Below are 15183 nucleotides of genomic sequence, written 5' to 3' on the forward strand. Positions count from 1 at the left end.
GTCCTGTATCGACCTGTCATCGGTGACGATATTGGCGTCCGGGGGGGATAAATTACTTTGCCGATATACATGTAGGCGGTCACCTACAGAGCGTCGGCTCGTGGGATTCGAGAGGCGCGAGGCCGGAGCTTCCATTCTGGTCGATCAGGAGGCATATTCGCGGCCATGGCCTCTGCTCCGAAAAAGCCGAAAAATCCCGCTCGCCCGACACGCGCCAAGGCTGCCAAGCCCGAGGTGTCGCCGATCGCGCCGCATCTCCAGGCGTTGCTCAATCCTGGTCTCGCCGAGCGGCAGGCCGGCTTCGAGGAGGCGCCGCAGGCCGCCTATGACGCCGGCGTGACCGGCGTCGACGAGGCGCTGGCCGAAAAGCTCGACCTCGGAGGCGCGGGCGGCGTGTCGGCGACGATGGAGAGCCTCGAGCAGCTGTTGAAGCTCGGCGACCCCAATCTGCGCGAGAAAAAGCCCTGGACGCCGCATCGACCGGAGCGCCCTCAAAAGAGCGAAGGCGGCGTCGCATTCGATCTCGTCTCCGACTATCAGCCGCGCGGCGACCAGCCGCAGGCGATCGAGGAGCTGGTCGCCGGCATAGAGGCCAATGAGCGCGATCAAGTGCTGCTCGGCGTCACCGGCTCCGGCAAGACGTTCACCATGGCGCAGGTGATCGCGCGCACACAGCGGCCGGCATTGGTGCTCGCGCCCAATAAGACGCTGGCCGCCCAGCTCTATGGCGAGTTCAAGAGCTTCTTTCCCAATAACGCCGTCGAATATTTCGTCTCCTATTACGATTATTATCAGCCCGAGGCCTATGTGCCGCGCACCGACACCTATATCGAGAAAGAATCCTCGGTGAATGAGCAGATCGACCGCATGCGCCATGCCGCCACGCGCTCGCTGCTGGAGCGTGACGACGTCATCATCGTCGCATCCGTCTCCTGCATCTACGGCATAGGCTCGGTCGAGACCTATACGGCGATGACCTTCGGCGTCAGCATGGGCGAGAAGCTGGAGCAGCGCCAGCTCGTCACCGATCTCGTCGCTCTGCAATATCGCCGCATCGGCTCGGATTTCACGCGCGGCACCTTTCGCGTGCGCGGCGACACCGTCGATATTTTCCCGGCCCACTATGAAGACCGCGGCTGGCGCATCTCCTTCTTCGGCGACGAGGTGGAGTCGATCTGCGAATTCGATCCGCTGACCGGCAAGAAGACGCAGGATCTCGAATTCGTGAAGGTCTACGCCAATTCGCATTATGTGACGCCGCGCCCGACGCTGCTGCAATCGATCAAGGCGATCAAGGACGAGCTGCGCGGGCGGCTCGGCGAGCTGAACAACGCCGGGCGTCTCGTCGAGGCGCAGCGGCTCGAGCAGCGCACGCGCTATGATCTCGAGATGATGGAGGCGACCGGCTCCTGCGCCGGCATCGAGAATTATTCGCGCTATCTCACCGGCCGCAGGCCCGGCGAGCCGCCGCCGACTCTGTTCGAATATCTGCCGGACAACGCCATTGTCTTCGCAGACGAGAGCCATGTCAGCATTCCGCAGATCGGCGCCATGTACAAGGGCGACTTTCGCCGCAAGGCGACCCTCGCCGAATATGGCTTTCGCCTGCCGTCCTGCATGGACAATCGCCCGCTGCGCTTCGAGGAATGGGATGCGATGCGCCCGCAGAGCGTCGCCGTCTCGGCGACGCCGGGCAATTGGGAGATGGAGCGCACGGGCGGCGTCTTTGTCGAGCAGGTCATTCGTCCGACCGGCCTCATCGATCCGCCGGTGGAGATACGTCCGGCGCGCTCGCAGGTCGACGATCTGCTCGGCGAGGTGAAGGCGGTGAGCCAGGCCGGCTATCGCTCGCTCGTCACCGTGCTGACCAAGCGCATGGCGGAAGACCTCACCGAATATCTGCACGAGAATGGCGTGCGCGTGCGCTACATGCATTCGGATATAGACACGATCGAGCGCATAGAGATCATCCGCGATCTGCGCCTCGGCGCTTTCGACGTGCTGGTCGGCATCAATCTGCTGCGCGAAGGATTGGATATTCCCGAATGCGGCTTCGTCGCCATTCTCGACGCCGATAAGGAAGGATTCCTGCGTTCCGAGACCTCGCTGGTGCAGACGATCGGCCGCGCCGCGCGCAATGTCGACGGGCGCGTGATCCTCTATGCGGATCACGTCACCGGCTCGATGAAGCGCGCCATGGACGAGACCGATCGCCGTCGCGCCAAGCAGCAGGCCTATAATGCCGAGCATGGCATCACGCCGGCCAGCATCAAGCGCGATATCGCCGATATTCTCGGCTCGCTCGCCGAACAGGATCATGTGACGGTGGACGCCGGCCTCTCGGAGCTGGCGCCAGGGCACAATATGCAGGCGACGCTCGCCGATCTCGAGAAGCGCATGAAGGCCGCCGCCGCCGATCTCGCCTTCGAGGAGGCGGCAAGGCTGCGCGACGAGATTTCCCGCCTGCAACGCGCGGAGCTTTTGGCCGAGGCCAATCCGCTGATGCGCCCGCGCGGGCGGGGAGGGGAGCAGGCGGCCGTCTCCGGCACGCGTGCGCATAAGCCGACCGACGCCGATATGGGGCCGCATAATTTCGGGGGAGGGGAGGCGCGGCCGCTGTCGAGGGCCGCTCCGCGCTCGACAGCGGGCAAGGCGGGGACCAAGGTGGTGAAAGGAAAGAGGAGTTGAGCTCCTCTTTCCGAGAGTGTCGCGCCGAGAGTGTCGCGCGTCCCGCGCGGGCGGTCAGAAGTCGAAGAATTTGCGGCGCAGCGCGTCCTCATATTCGGCTTTCGCCTCGAGGACTTTGTTGCGCGCGTCGTCCTCGTCGAAATGGGCCTGTTCCCATTTGTCGACCTCGGCCACGGAGTGAGTGACCGAGGCGAGTTCTTCTTCCTTGCGGATCAACGCGATCCACTCATCGACGCGCGCCTTGTAGGCGGCTTGCAGGCGATCCAGCTCGGCGGTCTCGTTTTCCATGTCGCGCCTCCTGTGACGCCTGCTGGTAACGCGCCCCTATGAAAGAACGAAGACGCCCTGCACTTCGAGAGGCGATCGGGTGACGCTTTCCGCGTCCTTCGAGACGCCCGCTCGGCGGCCTCCTCTGGATGAGGAAAGCGTTACCCGATCGCATGGCCTGCTCTTGCGGCTTTCCCCGACTTTCGTCATCGTGCCACTGATCAATCGACCGAGTCTCGAAATCCCATGCCCGTCTGGACCAATGAACAGGAGCGTGCGCTCTCAGCCGTCGCCGCATGGCTGAAGGATAGCCGCGCGCAACTGTTTCGCCTGTTCGGTTACGCCGGCACGGGCAAATCGACGCTCGCGCAGCATATCGCCGAAAGCGTCGACGGCGACGTCGCCTTCGGCGCCTTCACCGGCAAGGCGGCGCTGGTCATGCGCTCCAAGGGCTGCAAGGACGCGCGCACCATCCACAGCCTCATCTATCGCGCCACCGATACGGAGACCGAGGAGCCGGCCTTCGAGCTGAACGAGGACAGCGACGCGGCGAAGGCCGAGCTCATCATCATCGACGAATGCTCCATGGTCGACGAGGAATTGGGCCGCGATCTTCTGTCTTTCGGCAAGAAGGTTCTGGTGCTGGGCGATCCGGCGCAATTGCCGCCGGTGAAGGGCGGCGGCTATTTCACCGAGGCCGAGCCGGATGTGATGCTGACGGAAGTGCATCGCCAGGCGGCGGATAATCCGATCGTGCGCCTCTCCATGATCATTCGCGAGGGCGGCCGGCTCGATTATGGCGTCTATGGCGAGACGCGAGTGGTGCGGCGCGAGGCGCTCGATCCCGCGCTCATCACCAACGCCGATCAGGTGCTCGTCGGCCTCAATCGCACGCGCCGCGCCTATAATAATCGGCTGAGGCAGTTGCGTGGCTTCGCCGGCACGCTGCCACAGTCGGGCGAGAAGCTCGTCTGCCTGCGCAATAATCGCAAGAAGGGCCTGCTCAATGGCGCGCTGTTCAAGGTGAAGAGCGCCGGCGCCGTGCGCCGCGGCAAGGTGCGCCTGCTCGTCGAGCCCGAGGAGACGGCAGGGAAATTCCAGCGCGTCGGCGTGCTGCCGCAATTCTTCGAAGGCGGCGACGCCGAGATTCCTTACGCGCAGCGCAAGGATTCGGACGAGTTCGATTTCGGCTATTGCCTCACCGTGCACAAATCGCAGGGCTCGCAATGGGACGATGTCGCGCTGTTCGACGAATCCTTCGCCTTTCGCGAGCATCGCGCGCGCTGGCTCTACACGGGCGTCACCCGCGCCGCGCGGCGGCTCACAGTCATCGCCTGAGCTTTAGGCGTCAGTTCGCGGCGCCAGGGAATCGGGTGAAGGTTTCCTCGGCATGAGGGCGAGAATGATTGCCCTTCACCAGATTGCCTCGTCGCGCTTGACGTCGGCGCGATAGGGGCATATACATCTTTCTCATGAGCGAGCCCGATCCGGCCGAAGTCAGAGCCTGCGCGCAGAGCTGCGCCGTGGCCAATGTGCGCCGCGCCGCGCGCGCGGTCGGCAAGCTCTATGCGGAGAGTCTCGCCGGGCTCGATCTCGAGCCGACGCAATATTCGCTGCTCGTCGCCTGCTCGCTGGCGGAAGGATGGACAGTCAGCAAGCTCGCCGAGACTTTCGTGCTGGACCGCAGCGCGCTGGCGCGCAATCTCGCGGTGATGGAGAAGCGTGGACTCTTGCGCGTAAAACCCGGCGAGGATCGCCGCACGCGCGAGGTCACGTTGACGAAACAGGGCCGCGCCACTCTGGCGATCGCCCTGCCGCTGTGGCGCGCGGCGCAGACGCGGGCGGAAGAGAAATTCGGCGCCGAGAGATTGGCGCGTCTCGTCGGCGAATTGCGCGCGCTCGCCGCGGCGGTTCAGGAAGATTGACGCGTATCTTTGTGGAACGAGAGCGAGCCGTCAGGCTCGCATCGGCCGGCTCGCGCGCAAAAAGGGGTATATGCATATGTCTATGCAGGCTCATGAAATCGCTTCGTCGCCGGCGCGCGCGCTGTTCGAAGCGCGGCGTCTACGCGAGATGGCGCTTTCCGCCGGCGCCGACGATGTCGGCTTCGTCTCCATCGACGATGCGGCCATTCGCTTCGAGCGCGAGGAGATTCTCGCGGCTTTCCCCTTTGCGAGGACGCTCGTCTCCTTCGTGATGAAGATGAATCGCGAGAATATTCGCAGCCCGGCGCGTTCCGCCGCCAATGTGGAGTTCCACCGCGTCGGCGACGAGACCGACGCCGTCGCGCATCGCCTCGCGCGACTGCTCGAGGACAGCGGCCTTCGCGCGGCCTATCCCGCCATGGCCTTTCCGATGGAGGCGACGCGCTGGCCCGGCAAAATGTGGGTCGTCTCGCACAAGCCGATCGCCGTCGCCGCCGGCCTCGGGAAAATGGGCGTGCATCGCAATGTCATTCATCCGAGATTCGGCAATTTCATTCTTCTCGGCACGGTGGTCGTCGATGTCGTGCTCGACTTCTATTCGCGTCCGCTCGATTACAACCCCTGCCTCTCCTGCAAGCTCTGCGTCGCCGCCTGTCCGACCGGCGCGATCCATCCGGACGGCGCCTTCGATTTCGCCGCCTGCTACACGCATAATTATCGCGAGTTCATGGGCGGCTTCATGGATTGGGTGGAGACGATCGCGCAGGCCAAGACCGCCGTCGCCTATCGCGAGAAGGTCAGCGATCCCGAGAGCGTCTCCATGTGGCAGAGCCTCGCCTATGGGCCCAATTACAAAGCGGCCTATTGCCTCGCCGTCTGTCCGGCGGGCGAGGATGTGATCGGCGCCTATCGCGACGACCGCAAGGGATTTTTGCAGAGCATCGTCGATCCGTTGCAGAAGAAGGAGGAGACGATCTATGTGACGCCGGGCTCGGACGCCGAGGATTATGTGACGCGCCGCTTCCCGCACAAGCGCGTCAAGCCCGTCGCCAATGGCATGCGCGCGGGCTCGATCGCCGCTTTCGCGCGCGGACTGCCGCTGCGATTCCAGAAGAGGCCCGCGGCGGGTCTCGAGGCCGTCTATCATTTCGCTTTCCGCGGCGCGGAGCGCAGGGACATCACCGTGACCATAGCGAAGGGCCGGCTCGAGGTCGGCGAAGGGCTGATCGGCGAGGCCGATCTCCGCATCGTCGCCGATGCGCAGACATGGCTGCGCTTTCTGCGCAAGGAGACGAGCCTCCTCTGGTCGCTCCTCACATTCAAGATCAGGCTGCGCGGCGATCCGCGTCTGCTCGTCGCCTTCGGCAAGTGTTTTCCCTGAGCGCGCGTGTTTTCCCTGAGCGCGCCCGGTATTGGTTACGAAACTTTCATGCGGCGATAATGTCGAGGCAATGCGGCGGGCGCCATTATGCTCGCCAGAAGACGCGAGCGCTTCCAGCCCGAGTGGACGCCGGCACGGCGTTGGAAACACGTCAAAACGAAAGACTCTAGCCCGCAGGACATTGCGACACGACCGCCATCTCTTTCGAATCGATCATGAAGACACTGAACCGCGCCATCGAGCTCGCCGCGATCCTGTTTGCGGCGTTGATGTATTTCGTCTTCGTCGCCTGATCGATCCTCCCGCTCCCGCCTCCCTCGGGACTCTGCAGCCCCGGCGTCGCGCGCCGGGGCTTTTTTTTAAGGCTCGCGCCAAAGGGGGCGGCGTCAGGCGTTCGGCCGCCCCGGTCTCGGCAAAATGGGCGCGGCCGCCGGTAGTGTCCTAATTTGAATTTCGGCCCCGGATTTCCGGGGCCGCTCCATTTCAGCCCTTTGTTGTTGACTCGACTAACTCTTCCATGGACCAAAGCCGGCTATCGACACCTGCGGCCATGGCCGGGGTGACGCGAAGCGTCTTGTGGACGCGGACGAAGTTATAATGCGCGAAGTGAAGCGCAACCGCCGCGTTCAGGTTCTCGACCTTCTTTGAGAATGCATTCGTGAGGCGGGTAAAGCGCCGCATGGACATGCGCATCGTGAGGTTCTGACGCTCAATAAGGCTTGTCGAGATGTGCGCCCGATCCGGCGCGCCCGCGATAGCCTTGCGCTCAACCTTCGTCACGCTCGGCGGGCTGTAGCGGCCCGCGCCAGCAGGTTCAGCGTCGTAAAATTTTACCGCCTGCCCGTAATCGACTTCGCAACCGAAAGCTTGCTCAACGGCGTCCACATAGGCCGCGAGCGCATCGGTCGAAAGCTGGACACGGTTCGAAAGGCGCCCGGCAACGTCGTTCATGAACTTCGTCGCGGTCGGAAGGTCGCGCTTGCCGATCAAGAACGAGGGGACGATCTTCGTATCAGCGTCCATGGCGACGAAGGTCCATTGATCGCCAACGCGGGACTTATCGTCGTCCTTCGTCACCTGCGCCTGCTTCTTTCCGACGTAAGCCCAGATTTCATCGCATTGCAGGCGCTGGCAGGACAGGTCGCGCATTTGCTCGTCAAGGAGCTTCTTGGAGCCCTCGCCGACTTCGACCAGAAGGCGCATGACGGTATCGCGATGCGTCCCGGTCATGCGTTCAATCGAGCGGATTGAGTTGCCCTCAACAAGGGCAGCTACAATTTGGGTGCGGCGTTCAAGAGAGAGGCGGTTCATTGGGTTAGCCCTTGCAATCGATGTTGTATGCACTATAATTGACAAAGGCGCCATAGTCAAGCGGAGTGCATACATGGGCTTTAAAGAAGCCACAGATGCCTTGTTTTCAGGGGTAAGCCATGCCGATCTAGCTGAGCGGCTGGGCGTTTCTGTGGCGTCGATCAGGCAAGCCCGCTTGGACCGAGGCGCTAAGGCTTATCGCGCGCCTCCCAACAAATGGGAAGAAGCCGTTATCCGCATCGCAGAATCTCAAATAATGCGGTATCGCAAATTGATCGACGAAGTTCGGCGGGAGTGCAAATGACGACCGACACGCCAACCGTGGGCCTCGGGCGATTCATTAAAGAAAACAGCTTCGTGGTGCCGAGCCATCAGCGAGATTTTTCTTGGACCGATGGAAATGTCTCGACGTTCCTCGGGGACATTGAGGATGCAATGAAAAAACGAAGCCCGATATATTTTTGCGGGCTTATGGTATTTACTAAATCAACAGATCAATTGCTAAAAGTGCTTGACGGCCAACAACGGCTTGCTACGTCGTTAATGATCTACAGTGCGATACGTAATTGGTTTAGACGGTATTCCGCGTTTGCTAAGAACGAAACCCAAATTGAAACACAACTGCTACAAACGGATGACATAGGTGCGGCAAAAATTGAGCCGAAACTTACTCTGACGCCAGCTAATAACAGTGTTTTCCAGGACTATATAATTAAGTCCATGCCAACGAGCGATATAGAGAAGAAAATTGACATACTACCTGCTGAGGACAGGAATAAGACTCTTTTAAAAGCTTCATTACTCGTGAATCGTCATATCGAACGCAAGGCTTCTGAATTTGAATCGATTGATTTAGCGCGAGATTATTTTGTCGAGTTAATTGGCTTTATGCGCGATAATGTTCGTGTGGTTAGTTTTGTGCTCGCGGATGACAACGCTGCATATACGATATTTGAGACACTAAATGATCGCGGTCTTGAGCTAGCTCCGCTGGATTTGGTAAAAAACTACGTTTTTAGTCGCGCAGAATCTTATCGGACAGGTAGCTTGCGGGACTTTGAGGAGCGATGGTCAGAAATGATGACACTCTTAGGCTCGATGAAGGTCGACTCTTTCTTAAGGTCATTTTGGGCGTCACGTCATGGGACGATGGAAGGTCCGAAACTATTTGGCGCGTTCAAACGAACCTATAACACGCCGGAAAAAGTGTATGCGATATCCATTGAAATGCGGCGCGCCTCGGAAGGGTTCGCGGCGTTAGCCTCTTCTGACGATCCTATTTGGTCGCCATATTCAGATAATGGCCGCCGCTCTATTGCTGCGATAGAGACGATCGGATCATCGCAAATGCACCCGATAATCTTGGCCGCGCTGGAGCGATTTGAAAAACATGAATTTGAGCGGCTGCTGCGATTGCTGGAGGTCATCGCGGTTCGGTTCCAACTTGTGAGCCGGGGGCGTCCTGGACGGATTGAAAGCTTAGGCGGGAAAGCCGCGCGCGAGATTTGGGATAAAAAAGTTACGACAGCCAGCGAAGTAAAGAGAACGCTAGACGAGCTTTATACCTCTGACGATGATTTTAAACAACGATTTAGAGGCAAGACAGAAACAGATGGGAAAAAGGCTCGATATATCCTTTCTGGCTTGGAGCGCCAGTCCTTATTGCGCGATGGGGCCACATATGCTGACGAATTGGTCCCCGGAAATGTGACGTTAGAGCATGTTTTCCCGAAATCCCCACAAGCTTTTTGGAAAGATGAAATGGCCAACGATGCCAAGCTGGGCGGTATGACCAACAGATTAGGTAACATGTGCCTTCTTCCAGAGGTTAATCGCGCCCTCGGCAACAAGTCGTGGGTGGAAAAGCTTGATGCATTCTCTAAGTCTCGTCTGCGAACCACTAACATGATTAAGGCGGATACTTATCCGACTTGGGACAGCGCAGCTATAGACAAGAGACAAGGCTACATGGCGGAACTTGCGGTAGCGGCTTGGAGATTCCAATGATTGAAGCCGTCCATGATGATTTGAGGCGCGGAATTGAATCCCAACACGGCGGAACCGCAACTCACGTCGACTCTGTCTTTGTCAAAGAGACCTTCCAGGGCCAAACCGTGTGGGAAGGCGTGGTTGAGGTTTTCGACCTAGAGGGCTGTCCTAACGCAACCCGCGCCTATGCGTGGTCGTCGCCTATTGAGGGAAGCGACAAACGGCGGTTCTTTGCTATTCTGCATTTGGGCGGGATACGGTCGCCGCAGGATGCGGTTAGGGCGGCGATTGTGGCTGAGCATAGGAGCCGATGAAAATGTGGGCCTTTGGTCTTGCCGTCCTGGCGGCGCTATCCGGCTTTTGGGCGGCCTTTAAATGGTTCAATGCCAGCAAAGTGAATTTTGTGCCGTTCGTGGAAATCAATGGTCGATTGGTCGAAGTCCCAACATCGGATTATCGCTCATGGATTGAGTGTCTGAAGGACACGCTTCAGACGTCCGGCGCCCTGAACAAAGACGCCGCCCTTTGGACCGGCATATCCGTTTTGCTGTCTGGCCTTTCGGCCGTCATCGGGGCGTGGCCACATTCAAATTAGGACACTACCCGGCCGCCGCCGCCTTTGACCAGTCACCCACTTTGCGCTAAACGACGGCGGTAACGAGCCCCGGCGTTACGCGCCGGGGCTTTTTCGTGGCCGCGTAGGATAGATAGAAGACGCCCATGGCGAATGTGGTCGTGGTCGGCGCCCAATGGGGCGACGAAGGCAAGGGCAAGATCGTCGACTGGCTCTCGCTCGAGGCCGATGTGGTGGTGCGCTTCCAGGGCGGCCACAACGCCGGCCATACGCTCGTCATCAATGGCGTGACCTATAAGCTCGCGCTATTGCCCTCGGGCATAGTGCGGCCGGGCAAGCTCTCGGTGATCGGCAATGGCGTCGTCGTCGATCCGCATTTTCTCGTCGGCGAGATCGCCCGGCTGCGCGAGCAGGGCGTCGAGATATCCCCCGAAAATTTCAAGATCGCCGAAAACGCTCCGCTCATCCTCTCGCTGCACCGCGAGCTCGACGCCTATCGCGAGGAGGCGGCCGGAAATGGCGTGAAGATCGGCACGACCAAGCGCGGCATCGGTCCCGCTTACGAGGACAAGGTCGGCCGCCGCTCCATCCGCCTGATGGACCTCGCCGAGCCAGACACTCTGGATGAGAAGATCACGCGAATTCTCGCCCATCACAATCCGTTGCGGCGCGGCCTCGGCCTTCCCGAGATCGAGCCTTCCTCCGTGCGCGAGGAGTTGCTCGTCGTCGCGCCGCAGGTCCTGCCCTTCATGGATGCGGTCTGGGAGCTGCTCGAGGACCTGCGCCGGGCCGGCAAGCGCATTTTGTTCGAGGGCGCGCAGGGCGTGCTGCTCGACGTCGACCATGGCACTTATCCTTACGTGACCTCCTCCAACACGGTTTCGGCATCGGCGGCGAGCGGCTCCGGCCTCGGGCCGGGCGCGATCGGCTATGTGCTCGGCATCGCCAAGGCCTATACGACGCGCGTCGGCGGCGGCCCTTTCCCGACCGAGCTGCACGACGAGATCGGCACGCTCATCGGCGACCGCGGCCATGAATTCGGCACCAACACCGGCCGCCGGCGGCGCTGCGGCTGGTTCGACGCCGTGCTGACGCGCCAGGCCGTGAAGACCTCCGGCATTGACGGCATCGCCTTGACCAAGCTCGATATTCTCGATGGCTTGGACAAGATCGAAGTGTGCACGCATTATCTTCTGGACGGTGTCCGCATCGATCGCCTGCCGGCCTCGCAATCGGCGCAGGCGCGGGTGGTTCCCGTCTATGAGACGATCGAGGGGTGGAAGGGAACGACCGGCGGCGCCCGCTCCTGGGCCGATCTCCCCGCTCAGGCGATCAAATATGTGCGCCGCATCGAGGAGCTGATCGGCGCTCCGGTCGCGCTCCTCTCCACCAGCCCTGAGCGCGATGACACGATTCTCGTCCGCAATCCTTTCGAGGATTGACGGGAATCGCTCGAGGTGGTCTTAGAAGCCCCATGGCCGACTACTATTCGCTGCTCGCCCGCGCGGTCGCCGCTCTACCGCAATCCGCGCCGGAATCGCGGCAGTCGGTCTATGAACGAGCCCGCAAGGCGCTGTTCAACCAGCTGCGCAGCATCCAGCCTCCCGTCGCCGAAGAGGACATAGAGGCCGAAGGCCGCGCGCTGGACGAAGCGATCGCGCGTCTTGAGCTCGAGGTCGTCCGCGAGCAGACGGGTCGGGAGCCGCCGGCCGCTTCCGCGCCCAAAGCGGTGAAGGAGACGCCCGCTCCCGAGCCCGAGAAGAAAGGGCCCTCGAAAAGCGCCCAGCCTGTCGCAGCCGAGCCGGTCACAGCCGAATCCTTAGAGGCCGAGTGGAAGGCGGAGGAGCCCCAGCCCGCCGAGACGGCCCCGGTCGAGGACGCGCCGGCGCAGCCGCAGCGGCCTCCGGCGCCTTTGCCGCCTCTGCCGGAGCCCGCGAGCGTCTCCCGCCGCATGATCGTGATCGGCGGCGTGCTCGCTGCTGTGGTGACGCTGGTCGCCGTGCTGGCGCTGCAATTCCGCGAGCGGCCCGAGGATCTCGCCAAGCTGCAGCCGGATCCCTCGGCCGCCGAGAGCGGCGAGGGCGGCAAGCTCGCCGATCGCATCGGCGGCGACGGCGAGGCTCAACCCTCCCGCGCGACGCCCGAGCCCAAGGCCCAGGCGGTCGCCGTCGCTCAAAAGGCGGAGCTCTGGGTCGCCGCGCCCGAGGAGGCGGCGAAGGTCAAGACTTTTCCGGGCACGGTGATCTGGCGGCTCGACAGCATGCCGGCCGGGCCTGGCCAGCCGGTGTCGCCGGCCATTCGCGGCGAGATCGACTTTCCCACCGCCAAGCTGAAGACGACGCTCGTCATTCAGAAGAATCTCGATCCGACACTCTCCGCCTCGCATACGGTGAATGTGTTCTTCAATCTCGCGCCGGGTAACGAGCTCAAAGGGATAAAGGCGATCGGCCCGATCCAGATGCGCCGGCCGGAGGCGCAGTCGGGCGAGCAGGTCGCGGGCGTGCCCGTGCCGATCACCGAGAACGCCTTCCTCATCGGGCTGCTGCGCGGCAATCGCGAGGCGCGCAATGTCGTGCTGTTGCGCGCCCCCATGGTCCTCGATCTGCCCATGCAGCTCGAGGACGGCCGCGCGGCGACGATCTCGCTGGAGAAGGGCCCGGGAGGCGAGCGCGTCTTCGCCGACGCGCTGGACGCTTGGTCGAAATAGCGGTGGTCGAAATAGCGGCGAAATAGCGGTCAGTGAAATTGGCGGCGCGCGGCTCCTTCACGCTGCGGCCGGCATGGCCCTATAATCGGGCGCATGACGCATCCCTTCTTCTCGCTGCATACGCATGGCTTCGTTCGCGTCGCCGTGGCCGGCCCGCGCACGCGCGTCGCCGATCCCGCTTTCAATGTCGCGCGCACGATCGAGATGGCCCGCGAGGCGGACGCAAAAGGCGCGTCGCTGATTCTCTTTCCCGAGCTCGGGCTCAGCTCCTATGCGATCGACGATCTATTGCATCAGACGGCGCTGCTCGACGCGGTCGAGGCGGCGATCGGCAAATTGCTGGAGGCGAGCCGCGCGCTGCATCCGCTGATCGCGGTCGGCGCGCCGCTGCGCTGGCGCGGACGCCTCTATAATTGCGGGCTGATCCTGCGGCGCGGCGAGATCCTCGCCGTCACGCCGAAAATCTATCTGCCCAATTATCGCGAGTTCTACGAGAAGCGCCATTTCGCTTCCGGCGCCTTCATCGCCGGCGAGGAGATGGAGATCGCCGGCCAGACCGCGCCCTTCGGCTCCGACGTGCTGCTGGAGGCGAGCGATTTTCCCGGCCTCGTGATCCATACGGAAATTTGCGAGGACGTCTGGGTTCCGATCCCGCCCTCGACGCGGGCGGCGCTGGCCGGCGCGACGGTGCTGCTCAATCTCTCGGCGAGCAACGCCATTGTCGGGAAATCCGACTATCGCGCGACGCTCTGCGCCGCCCATTCGGCGCGCTGCCTTTCCGCCTATCTCTATTCGGCCGCGGGGCAGGGCGAATCGACGACCGATCTCGCCTGGGACGGCGAGGCGATGATCTATGAGAATGGCGCGCTCCTCGCCAAAGCGGCGCGTTTCGCCGATCAGCCGCAGCTCATTCTCGCCGATATCGACACAGGCCGGCTCGCCGCCGAGCGCATGCGCCAGGTCACTTTCGGCGATTGCGCCGATAGTGAAGCCGGCGCGACGAGCTTTCGCCGCGTCACTTTCGAGCTGCACGCGCCGCGCGACAAGAATCTCGGCCTGTTGCGCGAGGTGGCGCGCTTTCCCTTCGTGCCGGACGATGAGGCGCGGCTCGCCGAGCTCTGCTTCGAGGCCTTCAACATTCAATCGCACGGCCTGCGCCAGCGGCTCGCCGCGGCCAATTTTCAGCGTCTCGTCATCGGCGTCTCGGGCGGGCTCGATTCGACCCATGCGCTGCTCGTCGCCGTCACCGCCTTCGACGCGCTCGGCCTGCCGCGTGAGAATATTCTGGCCTATACGCTGCCGGCCTTCGCCACCACAGATCGCACCAAGGCCAACGCCTGGCGGCTGATGCGCGCGCTCGGCGTCTCCGCGCAAGAGATCGATGTGACGGCCGCCTGCCGGCAGATGCTGGAGGACATCGGCCATCCCGCCGCGCGCGGCGAGCCCGCCTATGACACGACCTATGAGAATGTGCAGGCCGGCGCGCGCACCTCGCTGCTGTTTCGCCTCGCCAATCGCCATGAGGCGCTGGTGCTGGGCACGGGCGATCTCTCGGAGTTGGCGCTCGGCTGGTGCACCTATGGCGTCGGCGATCAAATGTCGCATTACAATGTCAACGCCTCAGTGCCCAAGACGCTGATCCAGCATCTCATTCGCTGGTGCGCCCGCGACGCCCATTTCGGCGCCGATACGGTCGCCGTGCTGCGCGACATTCTCGACACAGAGATTTCGCCGGAACTGGTGCCGGGCGCGAGCGCCCAGCGCACGGAGGATGTCGTCGGCCCCTATGCGCTGCAGGATTTCAATCTCTTCTACACGACGCGCTATGGCTTCGCCCCGTCGAAGACGGCGTTTCTGGCCTTTCACGCCTGGAGCGACGCCGCGGCCGGGCGTTGGCCCGTCGATATTCCGGCGGAAAAGCGCCGCGCCTATGATGTCGAGGAGATCAAGCATTGGCTCGGCGTTTTCGCGCGGCGCTTTTTCGCGACGAGCCAGTTCAAGCGCTCGGCTCTGCCCAATGGGCCGAAGGTGAGTTCAGGCGGCTCGCTGTCGCCGCGCGGCGACTGGCGCGCGCCGAGCGATTCCAGCGCCGCGGCTTGGCTCGCGGATGTGGAAGAAATTCCGTGAAGCGTTGAAGGGGGCGGGGCCCAACGCCTCGCCGGCGCTCTCTGCGTCGGCGAGGACGGGCGAGGCGGGCTGCGCTGAAATCAACGCTCGCAGGCCCTCTAGACGAGCGCGCGAGGTCACATATTCGCGAAAGCGGTGATCGCGGCAGTGACGGCGGCGCAGGTCGCGACGATCGATAGGATAGCCGTAATCGTGTTCATGAGCGCTTTCCCCA

12 protein-coding genes are annotated in these 15183 nt (G+C 62.3%); 10 read left to right on the forward strand and 2 right to left on the reverse strand.

Annotation, left to right across the window (positions count from 1 at the left end; genetic code table 11):
* The first annotated feature begins 165 nt into the window (after positions 1-165).
* Positions 166-2688: an excinuclease ABC subunit UvrB gene (uvrB, locus tag AC6IY7_RS14000; protein WP_497779937.1), complete on the forward strand. Its 2523-nt coding sequence runs from the start codon at positions 166-168 to the stop codon at positions 2686-2688.
* A 54-nt stretch (positions 2689-2742) separates the two neighbouring features.
* Here the strand turns inward: uvrB and AC6IY7_RS14005 are convergent, their stop codons facing one another.
* Positions 2743-2976: a hypothetical protein gene (locus tag AC6IY7_RS14005; protein WP_497779939.1), complete on the reverse strand. Its 234-nt coding sequence runs from the start codon at positions 2974-2976 to the stop codon at positions 2743-2745.
* A gap of 225 nt (positions 2977-3201) precedes the next feature.
* On the opposite strand from AC6IY7_RS14005, the gene AC6IY7_RS14010 reads away from it, so the two are divergent.
* The 3 genes from AC6IY7_RS14010 (at position 3202) to AC6IY7_RS14020 (ending at position 6261) form a co-directional block, all read left to right on the forward strand.
* Positions 3202-4293, forward strand: coding sequence for an ATP-dependent DNA helicase (locus tag AC6IY7_RS14010; RefSeq protein ID WP_497779940.1), 1092 nt, complete (start codon positions 3202-3204; stop codon positions 4291-4293).
* A gap of 134 nt (positions 4294-4427) precedes the next feature.
* Positions 4428-4880 (forward strand): MarR family winged helix-turn-helix transcriptional regulator, encoded by a 453-nt coding sequence (locus AC6IY7_RS14015; RefSeq protein ID WP_497779941.1) that lies wholly within the window; start codon positions 4428-4430, stop codon positions 4878-4880.
* A 76-nt stretch (positions 4881-4956) separates the two neighbouring features.
* Positions 4957-6261 (forward strand): 4Fe-4S binding protein, encoded by a 1305-nt coding sequence (locus tag AC6IY7_RS14020; protein ID WP_497779942.1) that lies wholly within the window; start codon positions 4957-4959, stop codon positions 6259-6261.
* A gap of 483 nt (positions 6262-6744) precedes the next feature.
* On the opposite strand, the gene AC6IY7_RS14025 is transcribed toward AC6IY7_RS14020, so the two are convergent.
* Positions 6745-7572, reverse strand: a complete 828-nt coding sequence (locus AC6IY7_RS14025; RefSeq protein WP_497779943.1) for an IS1 family transposase — start codon at positions 7570-7572, stop codon at positions 6745-6747.
* Between the two features lie 73 nt (positions 7573-7645).
* Between AC6IY7_RS14025 and AC6IY7_RS14030 the strand changes: the two genes are divergently transcribed.
* The 6 genes from AC6IY7_RS14030 (at position 7646) to AC6IY7_RS14055 (ending at position 14969) form a co-directional block, all read left to right on the forward strand.
* Complete coding sequence (locus AC6IY7_RS14030; RefSeq protein ID WP_497779944.1) at positions 7646-7876, forward strand: hypothetical protein; 231 nt, start codon at positions 7646-7648, stop codon at positions 7874-7876.
* The gene (locus tag AC6IY7_RS14035) at positions 7873-9579 is read left to right on the forward strand and encodes a DUF262 domain-containing protein (protein ID WP_497779946.1); all 1707 of its coding nucleotides are present in this window, start codon (positions 7873-7875) and stop codon (positions 9577-9579) included. Before AC6IY7_RS14030 ends, AC6IY7_RS14035 begins: the two co-directional genes overlap by 4 nt.
* 292 nt (positions 9580-9871) lie before the next feature.
* A complete protein-coding gene (locus AC6IY7_RS14040; RefSeq protein ID WP_497779947.1) occupies positions 9872-10156 on the forward strand; it encodes a hypothetical protein in 285 nt (94 codons plus the stop codon).
* Between the two features lie 125 nt (positions 10157-10281).
* A complete protein-coding gene (locus AC6IY7_RS14045) occupies positions 10282-11577 on the forward strand; it encodes an adenylosuccinate synthase (protein WP_497779948.1) in 1296 nt (431 codons plus the stop codon).
* A gap of 32 nt (positions 11578-11609) precedes the next feature.
* Entirely contained in the window at positions 11610-12842 is a 1233-nt protein-coding gene (locus tag AC6IY7_RS14050; protein ID WP_497779949.1) for a hypothetical protein, read from the forward strand.
* A 93-nt stretch (positions 12843-12935) separates the two neighbouring features.
* Positions 12936-14969, forward strand: a complete 2034-nt coding sequence (locus AC6IY7_RS14055; protein ID WP_497779950.1) for an NAD(+) synthase — start codon at positions 12936-12938, stop codon at positions 14967-14969.
* Positions 14970-15183 lie beyond the last annotated feature (214 nt).

The organism is Methylosinus sp. is20ea, assembly GCF_059718135.1.

What these genes read in the sequence shown, in the direction of transcription:
- AC6IY7_RS14050 (WP_497779949.1), top strand. Translation starts at nt 11,610, where the DNA reads ATGGCCGACTACTATTCGCTGCTCGCCCGCGCGGTCGCCGCTCTACCG.
- AC6IY7_RS14025 (WP_497779943.1), bottom strand. Translation starts at nt 7,572, where the DNA reads ATGAACCGCCTCTCTCTTGAACGCCGCACCCAAATTGTAGCTGCCCTT.
- AC6IY7_RS14030 (WP_497779944.1), top strand. Translation starts at nt 7,646, where the DNA reads ATGGGCTTTAAAGAAGCCACAGATGCCTTGTTTTCAGGGGTAAGCCAT.
- AC6IY7_RS14055 (WP_497779950.1), top strand. Translation starts at nt 12,936, where the DNA reads ATGACGCATCCCTTCTTCTCGCTGCATACGCATGGCTTCGTTCGCGTC.
- AC6IY7_RS14005 (WP_497779939.1), bottom strand. Translation starts at nt 2,976, where the DNA reads ATGGAAAACGAGACCGCCGAGCTGGATCGCCTGCAAGCCGCCTACAAG.
- AC6IY7_RS14015 (WP_497779941.1), top strand. Translation starts at nt 4,428, where the DNA reads ATGAGCGAGCCCGATCCGGCCGAAGTCAGAGCCTGCGCGCAGAGCTGC.
- AC6IY7_RS14010 (WP_497779940.1), top strand. Translation starts at nt 3,202, where the DNA reads ATGCCCGTCTGGACCAATGAACAGGAGCGTGCGCTCTCAGCCGTCGCC.
- AC6IY7_RS14040 (WP_497779947.1), top strand. Translation starts at nt 9,872, where the DNA reads ATGAAAATGTGGGCCTTTGGTCTTGCCGTCCTGGCGGCGCTATCCGGC.
- uvrB (WP_497779937.1), top strand. Translation starts at nt 166, where the DNA reads ATGGCCTCTGCTCCGAAAAAGCCGAAAAATCCCGCTCGCCCGACACGC.
- AC6IY7_RS14045 (WP_497779948.1), top strand. Translation starts at nt 10,282, where the DNA reads ATGGCGAATGTGGTCGTGGTCGGCGCCCAATGGGGCGACGAAGGCAAG.
- AC6IY7_RS14035 (WP_497779946.1), top strand. Translation starts at nt 7,873, where the DNA reads ATGACGACCGACACGCCAACCGTGGGCCTCGGGCGATTCATTAAAGAA.
- AC6IY7_RS14020 (WP_497779942.1), top strand. Translation starts at nt 4,957, where the DNA reads ATGTCTATGCAGGCTCATGAAATCGCTTCGTCGCCGGCGCGCGCGCTG.